The sequence below is a fragment of the Methylobacterium sp. HMF5984 genome, from assembly GCF_045033435.1.
In the GTDB taxonomy this organism is placed as follows: Bacteria; Pseudomonadota; Alphaproteobacteria; order Rhizobiales; family Beijerinckiaceae; genus Methylobacterium.
The window spans coordinates 3073987-3086629 of the sequence record NZ_JBJFLN010000001.1; the positions used below are offsets into that span (position 1 = coordinate 3073987).

Below are 12643 nucleotides of genomic sequence, written 5' to 3' on the forward strand. Positions count from 1 at the left end.
TAAGGCGATTTTCGAGGTATGCGTCGTCTGGGTCGTGCTATCCTACAATCATAGGTAGCATTTTTCCGGCGAAAATCACCGAAAGATGCGTATGGTGGTGAATCGAACCGATACGGGCCGGGACCGAAGGGGGATGCGCTACGGCATCAACCTGGTCGGTCAGGCGGCCGGCCGCGGCATCTACCTGCTCGCGGGTTTCGCGGCCTTCGTGATGGTCGCGAAGGGGGCGGGGCCTGAGGTGCTCGGCCATTACGGCATCGCGCTCGCCGCCCTGGCGATCGCCCTGATCGCCGCCGATTTCGGCACGACGCTGACCTTCGCCGCCCGCATCGGCGCCTGCGCGCCGGAGGCGCGGGCCGACGCGCTCGCGGGCGTGCTCTCCGCGCGCCTGATCCTCGGCGCGGGGACGGGCCTCGCGCTGCTCGGCGCCTTGCCGCTGCTCCCGCCACCGACGCGGCCCGCGCTGGCGCTGGCGGCGCTCGCCATGCCGCTGGTCGCCGTCCGCTTCCTCGACGCGCTGTTCCAGGTCTGCGGCCGGCCCGGCTGGTCGGCCTATCCCTCGCTCGCCAACGCCGCCGTCCTGGTCGTCGGGACCGCGCTGGCGCTCGCCCTCGACGCGCCGGAGGCGGTGCTGCCCCTCGTCGCGGTGGCGGCCGGGGCGGCCTACGGCGTCCTCGGCCTCGTCCTCGCCGGGCGCCTCGTGCCGCTGCGGGCCGCCTCGCCGCGGATCGGCCTCGCCACGATCCGGCAGGCCGCCGGCGTCGGCATCTCCAACGCGCTGGGCACGCTCAATGCCCGCATCGGCCTGCTCGCGCTCGCCGCCTTCGCCGGCGCGGCCGAGGTCGGGCTGTTCACCGCCGGCTACCGCTTCTTCGAGCTCGGCGTCGCCGTCGCGATCACGCTCGCCGCGCCCCTGGTGCCGGTGTTCGGGCGCGCCGTCGGCACGGGCACCCTGCTGGCGCAGGCCCGTCTCGCGCTGCGTCTCGTGCTCGCCGCCGCCGGCCCCGGCGTGGTCGCGGCCTGGGTGCTCGCCGACCCGCTAGTCCGCCTGCTGTTCGGGCCGGACTACGCCGCCAGCGTGCCGGTCCTGCGCATCGCCGCGCTGATGGCCGCCGCGATGATCGCGGCGACGATCCTGTTCTCCGCCCTGATCGCCCTCGGCCGCACCGGCTTCGCGGTCTGGTTCAGCGCCACCGGCTGCGCGGTGAACGCGATCCTCTGCCTCGTGCTCGTGCCGCGGGCAGGCGCCACGGGTGCCGCGCTCGCGGCCCTGGCCGCCGAAATCGCGATGCTCGCAGTGGTTGTATCCGTGTTCCACCGGTCCGTCGGGGCGCCGCTCGTGCCCCGCGACCTGCCGACGATCCTCGCTCCGCCCCTCGCCATGGCGGCCTGCGTCTTCGCGAGCCCGGCCGCGCTCGCTCCCGTCGCCCTGCCGGCCGGCGCGATCCTCGCCCTCGCCGGCGCCCTGTGGCTGCGCCCACGCAATTCTCTCCCCAGCCTCTCAAGCCCGGAAGCCTCGTCATGACGCCGGATACGCCCCCGCCCTCCGAGACCCCGATCCTGTCGGTGATCATCCCGACCTACGGCCGCGCCGAGACCCTGCGGCTGACGCTAGCCGCCTTCGATCGCCAGGAGACCGAGGCCGCCTTCGAGATAGTGGTCTGCGACGACGGCTCGGTCGACGGCACCGGCGCGGTGATCAGCCGGGCGGTCGCGACCGCGCGGCGGCCGGTGGTGCACCTGCGCCAGGAGAATGCGGGGGCGAACGCCGCCCGCAACCGGGCGATCGAGGCCGCCCGCGGCACGCGCCTGCTCATCGTCAACGACGACACCATCCCCGGCCCGAACCTCGTCGCGGCGCACCTGGCGGCCCATGCCCGGCGCGGCGGGCGCGAGACGGCGATCCTCGGGCGGATGACGATCGACCCGGCGCTGCCGTTCTCGCCGTTCGCGGCGCTCCATCACGACGCCTCCTACGATGCGCTCGCCGGCAGGGTCGAGCTCGGCTGGGACGCGTTCCTGACTTGCAACGTCAGCGTCGACGCCGGCTTCCTGCGCGAGGCCGGCGGCTTCGACCAGCAGTTGACCTGGCACGAGGACATCGAGCTCGGCGAGCGGCTGGCGCGGCGCGGGATGCGCCTGTTCTACGAGCCGAAGGCGCTGGCCTACCACCACCACTTCCTCGACGAGGCGGCCTACCTGCGCATCGCCGAGCGCGAGGGTGCGGCCCTGGTGCTGTGGTACCGCAAGCGCCCCGACCTCGCCCCCGACCTCGCCCGCCTCGGGCTCGTCGGCCCAGAGCCCTTCGGCCGCGCCCGCCGCCACGCGCTGGCCGACCTCGTGATGCCGGAGGTCGCCCTGCCCGGCTGGCGGGCCGCCGCGCGCTCGCTCACCCGCCTCAGCCCGGCCGCAGGCCGCACGGTGTGGCGCCGGCTGTTCCAGCGCCGCAAGCGCCTCGCCATCGCCCGCGCCTTCGCGGAGGCCGCGTGACGAACCGCATCCGGGCGGCGGTTCTGGTCGCGCTCCTGCCGATGCTGGTGGCGGCCACCGCCTGCCAGCCGGCGGAGCCGCCGAGCCTGCAGCGCATCCTCGTCGATCCGGCGGGCTCGACCATGCCCGGTTACCGGACGGTCGCGGCGCTGTCCGCGGTGCCGTTCGCGAGCCTCGCGGCGGGCAGCGCGGTGCTGGTCAAGGGCGGCCGCTTCGACGGCGTCGTGGTCGTCGCGGCCCGCGGCACCGCCGAGGCGCCGGTGACGCTCGCCGCGGTGCCCGGCACAGAGCCGGTGCTGTCGAACTCGGTGGTGTTCGAGAACGCCGCCCACGTCGCGGTGTCCGGGCTGACCGTGCGGGGGGCCGTGAATTCCGGGTTCATCCTGCGCCGGGGGAGCCACCACGTCACGGTGCGGGATTCGGCCGTCGACGCCTCGGGCCTCGGCATCTGGATCGGCGACGGCTCCGGGGCCGGGCATCGCATCCTCGGCAACCGGCTCACCGGCAACAAGACCCATGGCATCGCGATCGACGTGATCAACGCGCCCGCCGACGACCCGACGATCATCGCGGGCAACACGGTCTCCGGCAGCGGCATCCACGGGATGGAGATCAACGGCTCCGGCTACGTCGTCGAGGGCAACCGCGTCCACGACAACGGCGTCGGCATGTCGGGCACCTCGGGCATCCACGTCTACGCCAAGGATGCCGCCCAGGACGCGGGCGACCGCAACACCATCCGCTACAACGTCGTCAACGGGCAGCGCGAGACCACGGGGCAGGACGGCAACGGCATCCAGGTCGACCAGTGGTGCGACGACAACCTCGTCGCCTTCAACGTCGCGACCGGCAACGACGGCGCCGGCATCAACCTGTTCGACGCCGGCCGGAACCTCGTGTCCAACAACACCGTCGTCGGCAACATGGCCGATTCCGGCGGCCGGCACGCCTACAAGGGCGAGATCGTGCTGGCCAGCGACTACACCAAGCAGGTCGGCCGCACCGTCGACAACCGCGTCCTGAACAACATCGTGGTGGCGACGCGGGCGAACGTCGCCGCCATCGCCATCGAGGCCACGAGCACGGGCCGCGGCAACGCCATCGGCCCGAACCTGCTGCGGCACGCCGCCGGCGGCCGGCTCTACGCCTACGGCGCCACCCGCACCGACGACGGCTCGTCGCTGCCGCTGGGATCGCGTGCGCCGGACCTCACCGAGGCGCCGGCCTTCGCCGACATCGCAAAACCCTTCGCGAACGGCTTCGCGCTGACCCGCGCGCTCGCGCGGCCCGGCATCCCGCTCGGGGCGACGCGGGACCTGCCCGGCCGCCCCTACGCCCCCAACGAGGCCCCGTCCTTCGGCGCCTATCGGAGCCCCTGACATGACACTCCGGATCGGAATCGATGCCCACGTCCTCGTCGGCAAGATGCAGGGCAGCCGCACCTGGCTCGTCAACGTGGTCGGCCGCGCCGTGGCGCGCCACCCGGACGCGACCTACGTGATCTACTCCGACGACCCGGGGCGCGCCGCGACGATGATCTCCGGCCCCAACGTCGAGCACGTCCGGCTGCCGCGGGTGCCGCGGGCCCTGCGGCTCCTGGCGGTCTGGCCCTGGCTCGTCCACCGCGACCGGATCGACGCGCTGGTGACCACCTACATCGCCCCGCCCCTGGTGCCGGGCGGGCGGCAGGTCGTCGTGGTGCACGACATCCTGTTCGAGACCCATCCGTCGTTCTTCTCCTTCGGGATGCGCTGGCGCACCCGCCTGCTGACGCGGCTCGGCGCCAAGCGCGCCCGCCTCGTCGTGACGATCTCGCGCTACAGCCGCGATTCGATCGCGCGGACCTACCGGATCGACCCGGCCCGGATCGCCGAGGTCCGGTGCGGGACGAGCCCGCCCCGCACCGGCGCGATCACCCGCTCGCCGATCCGCGACGGGCGGCCCTACCTGATGATGGTCGGGCGCCTGGAGCCGCGGAAGAACCTCGCGCTGACGCTCGACGCCTTCGCGCGGCTTCCCACGGGGGCGGCGCGCCTCGTGGTGGTCGGCAAGCCCGACGGCGAGCGCCCGGAGACGCTGGCGCGGCTCTCGTCGATGGCCGACGTCGTGCACGTGGCCGGGATCGACGACCGCGGCCTCGGCGACCTCTACGCCAACGCCTCAGCCCTGGTGTTCCCGAGCGCCGGCGAGGGCTGGGGCATCCCGGTGCTGGAGAGCCTCGCGCTCGGCACGCCGGTGATCGCCTCCGACGTCACCGCCATCCCCGAATCGGGCGGCGACGCGGCGAGCTACTTCGACCTCGACGCGCCCGACCGGGTCGAGCGTCTCGCCGCGCTGATGCAGGCGGCGGTCGAGGGCCGGCTGCCCTTCGACCCGGCCCGCGCCCGCGCGCACGTTGCTCGCCACGACTGGGACGGCCCGGCCGCCGCCTTCGTCGACGCGATGCGGCGTGCCTTCCCGGCCCGCGATGCGGCAGCGGAGGCGTTGCGCGCCCTGGTCAAGTCGCACTGAACGCCTCGATCGGATCCGGGCGTCGCAGGCGCGAAACCCGGATCCGCGGTTTCGGAAGGGATCGGATCCGTGCGGGCTCCGGCGCCGTCGGCCGGAACCCCGGTCACCCGCGGTGGAACGTCCAGCCGAACTCCGACAGCAGCAGGCGTGCGGCGGCCGCATCGTCGGAAAAGCGCAGGCGCCCGCGGCCGGCCGCGACCAGGGCGGGGTCGCGCTCCGGTGCGACGCCGCGGTCCGTCGCCGCGCCGGCGCGCTCCAGGGCGATCGCCAGGGCCGCGCGCGGAAACGTGCCGTCCGGATCGATCGGCGTGCGGGCGGCGGCACGCAGCAGGGCCGGCGCGTCCGCCGCGACCTCCGGCCCGACGAGGGCGCGGGCGGCGGTGCGCAGGTGCGGCAGGCCGATGCCGTCGTCGCCCGCGGTGCCGACGGCCGTCCAGGCCTCGGCCACGAGGCGGTCGGCGAGGCCCGGCAGGCCACGGCAGAGCGTCGCCGCCGTGCTTCGGCCGATCTTCGAGATCACGGCCGCATGCCGCTCGACCGCCGCGTCCACCGCGGCGGCGGTCTCCGATTCGGCAAGCAGCGGGACCGCGACCGATCGTGCCCCGGGCATGGCCTGCGGCGCGCCCGCGATCAGCCAGCCGAATTGCGGCAGCTCGGCCGCGAGATGCGCGAGAGCGCGCAGGAAGCCCGGCTCCGAGACCGCGCCGACATCGGTCAGGACGATGGATACGGTTCCGGAAACATCTCCGCCATCAAGGCCTTCGGCGAGGATCTCCGTCAGGCGCGCGAAGGTGGTCTCGGGCAGGCAGCGCAGGCCGAGCACCCGCGTCTGGCGCGCCAGCTTGTCGGCCACCGCGGCCGCGATCGCCGTGCTGCCGCTGCCGGCCGGCCCCGACAGGCAGATCGGCCCCCGCGCTTCGGCGACCAGGACCCGGATCCGCCAGACCAGCGCGTCGCGGCCGACGAGGCCGGACGACCGGACGGCCTCGCCGCCGCGCGGGCGGATCGCGCCGGAGCGGCTGGGCGGGAAGGGATCTCGGGCTGTCGCAAGCATCGTGGAGCGTTCCGATTCGGGCCGCCCTTGGCGGTCCCGAAGCAGAGTGTCGGCAGAGGGTGAAGGCTGACTTAACCCAGGGTTGTAACGACTGCGGGAAATGCCCCCGGCGTGCGGTGTCCCGCGGCGCCGGGCCGGGTCAGGCCGGCATCCCGGTCAGCCATCTCAGCGCGACCAGGGTGCCGGTCACGGTGAGCGCGCCGCCGATCCGGGTGGCGATCTGGGCGAACGGCATCAGCGCCATGCGGTTGGCGGCCGTGAGGATCGCCACGTCGCCGGTGCCGCCCTGCCCCGAATGGCAGGCGTTCACGATCGCGGTCTCGATCGGGTACATCCCGAGCAGGCGCCCGACGACGAATCCGGTGCCCATCAGCGTGGTGACGGTGGCGACGATGGTGATCAGGTTGGTGATCGTGAACGCCGCCATCAGCTTGTCCCAGGGCGTCAGCGCGACGCCGATGGCGAAGAGCAGCGGATAGGTCATGCCGGTCTGCACGAACTTGTAGACCACGAAGCCGCCGGCCTGGAGGTGGGGCGAGACCGCGCTCGAGAGCTTGGCCAGCACCGCGAGGAACAGCATCGCCACGGGGGCGGGCAGGCCGGTGAGGTGGTGGGCCATCACGCCGAGGAGGTAGAGGGTGATCGCGGTGAGGCCGGCGGCGGCGATGGTTGAGACGTCGACCTGCCCGGAATTCGCCTCGGCCTTCGCGGCGGCGTCGCCGGGGGGCGTCGCATCGTGGTCGGGCTGGAGCTTTCCCTCTCCGGTCAGGTGGGGATAGCGCTTGCCGACGAAGTTCAGGGTGCCGGCGAGGATGATCGCCGTGAGGCTGCCGAGCATCACCGGGGGCAGCACCTGGGCGAACACCTCGCCCTGCGGCTGGCCGAGGATCTGGGCGTAGCCGATCGAGAGCGGGATCGCGCCCTCGCCGACGCCGCCGGCCATGATCGGCACCACGATGTAGAAGAAGGTGTGGCGGACGCCGAGGCCCAGCATCGTCCCGACGAGTGTGCCGACCGCGCCGGCCACCAGCGAGCCCACCGCAAGCGGCACGAAGATCTTGAGGAAGCCCTTGATCAGCACGTCCCGGTCCATCCCCAGGATGGAGCCGACGATGATCGCCGCGATGTAGATGTAGAGGAAGTTGGTGAACTTGGTGAAGTCGACGATCGCCTTCTCGACCTGGGGCGGGATCAACTTGTAGTAGACTAGGGCCGAGGGCACGAAGGTCGCGAAGATCGCCCCCGCGCCGATGTTGCGCAGGATCGGAAGGCGCTTGCCGATCTCGGCGCAGGTGAAGCCGCCGAGCACCAGCACGGCGATCATCGTCGGCCCGTCGGGTCGGATCTCGCCCTCGGAGGTCAGGATCGCCAGGAGCACCGCGACGATCGCGTAGATCGGCAGCGGGATGATGCCGATCCGGGTGTCCACCAGGCGCCACCAGCCGAAGGGCCAGAACCGGCGCGTCGGGTCCGAGCCCGGAACGGGCCGATCCGCGAGGGGCGGAGAGAGGGGGCTCGTCACGGGGCGTCCTTCCGAAGATCCGGCCTCTTGGCGGGCCGGCCCGTTCTTGCCGACGGGGTGGTCGTGTCCCGGTCGGTCACGTCGTCGCGACCGACCTGGCCCGGAGCTCGTCGAGGCCCGGGCGCCCGCCCGCAGGAGCCTGGATCCGCCGGGACTTCGATGGATTCGGGCTGCGCCGGCACCGTCATCTCATCCCGAAGCCTCCAGGAACGTCAATGGCCCGCGGACGGGCCGGCTGAGAGACCGCGCCGGCTGTCTCCATCCATGACCCGCGGCCGGCCGGGCATGAAAAAAGGCCCGGCGTTGCCGCCGGGCCTCGAAGGATGGATCTCGGGTCTGCAGATGCCCGTCCGCGCGGGTCTCGTCGAAACCCGCGCGGAGCCGACGCCCGATCCGGCGCGTCGCCTCAGAAGTCGCGCTGGACGCGAACCTTGGCCTGGAAGACGTCGTCGCTGGTCGCGGTGCGAACGGCGCCGCCGGCGTTGATCGCGGCGATGCGCGAGTAGGCGGTCGGATCCTTGTCGGTGTCGATCACGCGGCCGTTCTTGACGCCGATCTGGGTGTAGAGGCCTTCCACACCGATATCGAGGTCCTTCACCGGCGACCAGATCAGGCTCGCGCCGGCGACGAACTGGTAGGTGTCGCGAAGCGCCTGGCTGAGCTGGTAGAACCGGGTGCCGGGCGTGCCGACCGAGTTCGCACCGAAGCCGGTACCACCGGTGAGCGTGAACGCATCGCCCTGACCGGCGCGGGCGCCGGCCGAGAAGCTCTGCTCGCCGTAGGAGCCGAAGGCGGCCGAACGCAGCTCAGGCGACCAGTAGTGCAGGTACGAGCCGACCACGGTGAAGCTGTCGGACTTCGACATCTGGCCGGTGTAGGGGTTGATCGTCGCGTCGGAGAAGTACTGCGCGAACTTCTGACCCTGGATCGTGGTCGTGCTCTGGGTGTACGAGCCGGTGTACGAGGAGTAGCCGGTGTACATCTGCGCGCCGACGCCGTAGGCGCCCTGCAGGTAGAGGGTATCGCCGGGGGAGATGAACGGCAGGTTGACCTTCACGCCGCCCTGGACCGCGTAGCCGTAGTCGTTGTTGGTGTGGGGGATGCTGACGTTGGAGATGACACCTGCGCCGACGGGGGTACCGGCGCCGTTGGCGACGTTGCCGACGTTCAGCTCGTGCACCGCGGCGGTGAGCTGGGCGGAGCCCCAGGCCGCATCGTAGCGCAGGGCGCCGACGAAGTCGGGCATCCGGTTGCGCTCGATGCCATCGACGAAGCTGTAGCGGGCCGCGGCTCCAGCAGCGTTGTAGCCGATGAACACCGGGATCGGCGAGTTGTTCTGCGCGAACACGGCCGCTGCCGTGTTGAGCGTCACGTTCCCGGAGTTGGTGGTCGGCGAGAAGATCGGCGAGCGGCGGAAGGTCGGGTCTTCGACCGAGAGCGTCGCCGAGAAGCCGTTGCCCAGCGTCGCGGTGTAGGCGATCAGGTTGGTCGAGGACACGTCGGAGCCGGCGGTGGCGCCGGCCAGCTCGAAGTCGTGAGCGTAGAAGTCGAAGAACGACGAGGCGCGACCGGCGGTGAAGCCCGCGAACTGGATGAAGGCCTTGTCGGCGTTCACGTACTGCTGCAGCCGGCCGAAGCTGTCGACGCCAAGACCCGGGTAGGCGTTGCCGATGCGCTGGTTCGTGCCCGACGTGCCGAGACCGGAATAGCCGGAGCCGCTGCCGGCTTCCAGGCGCACGAACGCGCGAAGGGTGCCGTAGGCGGTCTGGGTGCGGGCGTCGAGGTTGATGCGCAGGCGGGTGCGGTAGCCGGTGGTGTCACCGTTCTGCGAACCGTTCTGGCGCGAGTACGACGGCTGGTAGGCAGCGTCGAAGCGGGCGCGACCCGAAAGGCGGAGGCAGGTGTCGGTGCCGGGAATGTAGAAGAAGCCGGCGCCGTAGGCGGAGCAGACGCGGACGTACTCGATGGGGGCGGCCTTCTTGACCGGCAAATCGGCAGCCTGGGCGCCGGCGACGGCGGCGAAGCCGGCGGCCGAAGCGAGCAGGGTGCTCTTCAAGAGCGTCATAGATATCTCCAAAAGCTTCGAGACCCGAGGATCGTGTGGTCGCGGGGCCGGGGCCGATCGCGTCACACCTTGTTTTGCGGCCCGCTTTTTGGTGCGGGCTCATCGGGCCCGCTTTTGCGATGCCCCCAGTGCCCGAGCACTGTGTGCGAACCGGTCCACCCGAGCAACGTCGAATCCTCCTCGAAGACCTCGTGCGACGCCGCTGTTGCATCACGGCAACGAATCGAGTGACCTTTAGCCAGCTTGCATACGGATGTAGCGATCTGGCCCGCGCAACCGACCACGGAAGCCGTCGAAACACAGATCCTGCCGGCACTTCGCACATGGATTGTGCGCAATGTCGTCAATTCGATCTGCGGCGTGCTTTCGATCGCCGCTTCGCGCATCGCCGCCTCGCCTCCGGCGAATCCTGTCTCGCGGTGCGAAGGAGCGAATACCGACTTCCAGCGCGATAGACATCAAAGCTTTAGAATTCACCAATTATTAAGTTAACTTTATTGAAGAGTAAGAATTGACGACGACAGTCCAAGGCTTCAAGTTCGAGATGGATCAGATGGTGTTGCGTGCAATGATTTCCTCTCACGACATTCGCGAAACGCTCGGTGGAATCGAGTCCCTGTCCGGCCAAGTCGACCGGCTCTCGGACGACGACGATCTGTTCGACAAGGGCCTGTGCTCCTTCGGATCCGTGCAGCTGATGCTCGCGCTCGAGGAGCGGTTCAACATCGAGTTCCCCGATCATCTCTTGAACCGGGCGTCGTTCGCGACGATCCGCGCGATCCGCAGCACCGTCGCGACGATCGCCCAGCCGGTGGACGCATGAGCGCGCTCGCCAAGCGGGTGCCCCCCGAACCGGTTCTCGCCCCGCCGACCTTCGCGGAGCGCATCCGCCGGGTCGCTCAGGTCGCCGCGCTCCATGCGGACGCCGTCGATCGCGAGGGGCGCTTCCCCGCGGAAGCCGTCGCCGCGCTCCGCGAGGAGCGGCTCCTCGGGATCCAGATCCCGGAGGCGTTCGGCGGCGAGGGGGCCGACATGAGCCGGATGGCGGAGGCCTGCTTCGGCCTGGGGCAGGCCTGCGCCGCGACCGGGATGGTGTTCGCGATGCACCAGATCAAGGTCGCGAGCCTCGTCACCCATGGCGGGGAGAGCGCCTGGCACCGCGCGCTGATGCAGCGGGTGGCGGAGCGGCAGCTGCTCGTCGCCTCGGCGACCACCGAGGGCGGCATCGGCGGCGACCTGCGCAACAGCCTCTGCGCGGTCGAGGCCGAGGGCGACGCGTTCGCCTTCCGCAAGGACGCCACCGTGATCTCCTACGGCGCCCACGCCGACGTGATCCTCGCCACCGGCCGGCGCCATCCGGACGCCGCCTCCTCCGACCAGGTCCTCGTCGCGCTGACGGCCGACCAGATCACCCTGGAGCGGACCAGCCGCTGGGACACGCTCGGCATGCGCGGCACCTGCAGCGACGGCTTCCTGCTCGCCGCCCGCGACGTGCCGATCGCCCAGATCCTGCCGAAGCCCTTCGCCGAGATCGCGGCTCAGTCGATGCTGGCCTCCTCGCACCTGCTGTGGAGCAGCGTCTGGTTCGGGATCGCGAGCCATGCCGTCGACCGGGCGCGGACCTTCGTCCAGGCCGAGGCCCGCCGCCGGCCGGGCACGGTGCCGCCGGGCGCCCTGCGTCTCGCCGAGGCGACGAGCGCGCTGCAGGCGATGAAGGGGACCATCCAGGGCGGGTTGCGCCACTACGCGGAAGCCCAGGGCGCGCCCGATCTGCTCGGCTCGATCGGCTTCGCGGTGGCCTTGAACAACGTGAAGACCACCGCCTCGACCGCGGCCGTCGCCATCGTCCAGCTGGCGCTGGGGATCGTCGGCATCGCCGGCTACAAGAACGGAACCCCGTTCAGCCTCGGCCGGGCGCTGCGCGACGTGATGTCGGCGCCGCTGATGATCAGCAACGACCGTATCCACAGCAACACCGCCAACCTTCTGCTGGTGCAGAAGGGCAACGGCCAATTCCTGAGCGCGTGATGGACAGCTTGGCCACCCCGACCCTCGCCGCGCCGATCGAGACGAGACCGTCCCACGCGGACGCGGCGGAACCGCGCTCGTTCCTCGACCGCCTGTTCGACCGCGGCCACCTGGTGCGCACCGGGATCGACGGGCTGTACGGGCGCGGCGGCGACTTCGAGAGCGTGGTCGAGGCGCTCGACGCCCTCGTCTCGCGCCTCGGCGCGGCCGACGGCGCCGAGCGGATGCGCTTCCCGCCGGGCATGAGCCGCCCGGCCTTCGAGCGCAGCGGCTACCTCAAGGGCTTCCCCAACCTCGCCGGCACCGTGCACAGCTTCTGCGGCGACGAGGCCGCCCACGCGCGCCTCCTCGCCTGCGTCGAGGCCGGGCGGGACTGGACCCAGGATCAGGCCTGCACCGACATCGTGCTGACGCCGGCCGCCTGCTACCCGCTCTACCCGGTCGCCGCCGCGCGCGGTCCCCTGCCGGCCGGCGGCCTGCTGTTCGACCTGCAATCCTACTGCTTCCGCCACGAGCCCTCGGTCGAGCCGACCCGGATGCAGATGTTCCGCATGCGCGAGTACGTGCGCATGGGCAGCCCCGAGCAGGTGCTGGCCTTCCGCGAGGTCTGGCTCGAGCGCGGCACTGCGATGATGCGCGCCCTCGGCCTGCCGCTGGCGGTCGACCCGGCCAACGACCCGTTCTTCGGCCGCGCCGGGCGGATGCTCGCCAACAACCAGCGCATGCAGGGGCTCAAGTTCGAGCTCAACGTGCCGGTCAACAGCGAGGCCCCGCCGACCGCCTGCCTGAGCTTCAACTACCACCAGGACCACTTCGGCAGCACCTGGGAGATCGGCCAGGCGGACGGCGCCGTCGCCCACACCGCCTGCGTCGGGTTCGGCCTGGAGCGGATCACGCTCGCGCTGCTGCGCCACCACGGCCTCGACCTCGCCGCCTGGCCGGCGGACGTGCGCACGCAGCTCTGGAGCTAGGA

Annotated in this window: 11 protein-coding genes; 7 read left to right on the forward strand and 4 right to left on the reverse strand. The window is 71.5% G+C overall.

Annotation, left to right across the window (positions count from 1 at the left end):
- Positions 1-133: 133 nt before the first annotated feature.
- Genes ACFZ8E_RS14885 through ACFZ8E_RS14900 form a run of 4 tightly spaced genes read left to right on the forward strand, consistent with a single transcriptional unit; the run spans position 134 to position 5001 of the window.
- Positions 134-1525, forward strand: a complete 1392-nt coding sequence (locus ACFZ8E_RS14885) for a lipopolysaccharide biosynthesis protein (RefSeq protein WP_405043105.1) — start codon at positions 134-136, stop codon at positions 1523-1525.
- Entirely contained in the window at positions 1522-2490 is a 969-nt protein-coding gene (locus ACFZ8E_RS14890; protein ID WP_243936043.1) for a glycosyltransferase family 2 protein, read from the forward strand. The genes ACFZ8E_RS14885 and ACFZ8E_RS14890 overlap by 4 nt, the downstream gene beginning before the upstream one ends.
- Entirely contained in the window at positions 2487-3869 is a 1383-nt protein-coding gene (locus ACFZ8E_RS14895) for a nitrous oxide reductase family maturation protein NosD (RefSeq protein WP_405043106.1), read from the forward strand. Before ACFZ8E_RS14890 ends, ACFZ8E_RS14895 begins: the two co-directional genes overlap by 4 nt.
- A gap of 1 nt (position 3870) precedes the next feature.
- Complete coding sequence (locus tag ACFZ8E_RS14900) at positions 3871-5001, forward strand: glycosyltransferase family 4 protein (RefSeq protein WP_405043107.1); 1131 nt, start codon at positions 3871-3873, stop codon at positions 4999-5001.
- Between the two features lie 103 nt (positions 5002-5104).
- Here ACFZ8E_RS14900 and ACFZ8E_RS14905 read toward each other — a convergent pair whose 3' ends face one another.
- The 4 genes from ACFZ8E_RS14905 to ACFZ8E_RS14920 form a co-directional block, all read right to left on the reverse strand.
- Complete coding sequence (locus ACFZ8E_RS14905; RefSeq protein ID WP_405043108.1) at positions 5105-6055, reverse strand: hypothetical protein; 951 nt, start codon at positions 6053-6055, stop codon at positions 5105-5107.
- A 139-nt stretch (positions 6056-6194) separates the two neighbouring features.
- On the reverse strand, positions 6195-7577 hold the full coding sequence (locus ACFZ8E_RS14910; RefSeq protein ID WP_405043109.1) for a 2-hydroxycarboxylate transporter family protein: 1383 nt from the start codon (positions 7575-7577) through the stop codon (positions 6195-6197).
- Between the two features lie 406 nt (positions 7578-7983).
- Complete coding sequence (locus tag ACFZ8E_RS14915; RefSeq protein ID WP_405043110.1) at positions 7984-9642, reverse strand: porin; 1659 nt, start codon at positions 9640-9642, stop codon at positions 7984-7986.
- A gap of 62 nt (positions 9643-9704) precedes the next feature.
- A complete protein-coding gene (locus ACFZ8E_RS14920; RefSeq protein ID WP_147729311.1) occupies positions 9705-10028 on the reverse strand; it encodes a hypothetical protein in 324 nt (107 codons plus the stop codon).
- Positions 10029-10210: 182 nt separating this feature from the next.
- Between ACFZ8E_RS14920 and ACFZ8E_RS14925 the strand changes: the two genes are divergently transcribed.
- From ACFZ8E_RS14925 to ACFZ8E_RS14935, 3 genes are read left to right on the forward strand one after another with little or no spacing between them, the layout of a single operon-like run.
- Entirely contained in the window at positions 10211-10465 is a 255-nt protein-coding gene (locus ACFZ8E_RS14925) for an acyl carrier protein (protein ID WP_147729314.1), read from the forward strand.
- Complete coding sequence (locus tag ACFZ8E_RS14930; protein ID WP_405043111.1) at positions 10462-11670, forward strand: acyl-CoA dehydrogenase family protein; 1209 nt, start codon at positions 10462-10464, stop codon at positions 11668-11670. The genes ACFZ8E_RS14925 and ACFZ8E_RS14930 overlap by 4 nt, the downstream gene beginning before the upstream one ends.
- Positions 11670-12641 (forward strand): amino acid--[acyl-carrier-protein] ligase, encoded by a 972-nt coding sequence (locus ACFZ8E_RS14935; protein WP_405043112.1) that lies wholly within the window; start codon positions 11670-11672, stop codon positions 12639-12641. Before ACFZ8E_RS14930 ends, ACFZ8E_RS14935 begins: the two co-directional genes overlap by 1 nt.
- The last annotated feature ends 2 nt before the right edge of the window (positions 12642-12643 follow it).

Excerpts from the sequence above, each read along its gene's own strand:
- ACFZ8E_RS14890 (WP_243936043.1), top strand. The coding sequence starts at position 1,522 with ATGACGCCGGATACGCCCCCGCCCTCCGAGACCCCGATCCTGTCGGTG.
- ACFZ8E_RS14925 (WP_147729314.1), top strand. The coding sequence starts at position 10,211 with ATGATTTCCTCTCACGACATTCGCGAAACGCTCGGTGGAATCGAGTCC.
- ACFZ8E_RS14900 (WP_405043107.1), top strand. The coding sequence starts at position 3,871 with ATGACACTCCGGATCGGAATCGATGCCCACGTCCTCGTCGGCAAGATG.
- ACFZ8E_RS14885 (WP_405043105.1), top strand. The coding sequence starts at position 134 with ATGCGCTACGGCATCAACCTGGTCGGTCAGGCGGCCGGCCGCGGCATC.
- ACFZ8E_RS14935 (WP_405043112.1), top strand. The coding sequence starts at position 11,670 with ATGGACAGCTTGGCCACCCCGACCCTCGCCGCGCCGATCGAGACGAGA.
- ACFZ8E_RS14915 (WP_405043110.1), bottom strand. The coding sequence starts at position 9,642 with ATGACGCTCTTGAAGAGCACCCTGCTCGCTTCGGCCGCCGGCTTCGCC.
- ACFZ8E_RS14920 (WP_147729311.1), bottom strand. The coding sequence starts at position 10,028 with ATGCGCGAAGCGGCGATCGAAAGCACGCCGCAGATCGAATTGACGACA.
- ACFZ8E_RS14905 (WP_405043108.1), bottom strand. The coding sequence starts at position 6,055 with ATGCTTGCGACAGCCCGAGATCCCTTCCCGCCCAGCCGCTCCGGCGCG.
- ACFZ8E_RS14930 (WP_405043111.1), top strand. The coding sequence starts at position 10,462 with ATGAGCGCGCTCGCCAAGCGGGTGCCCCCCGAACCGGTTCTCGCCCCG.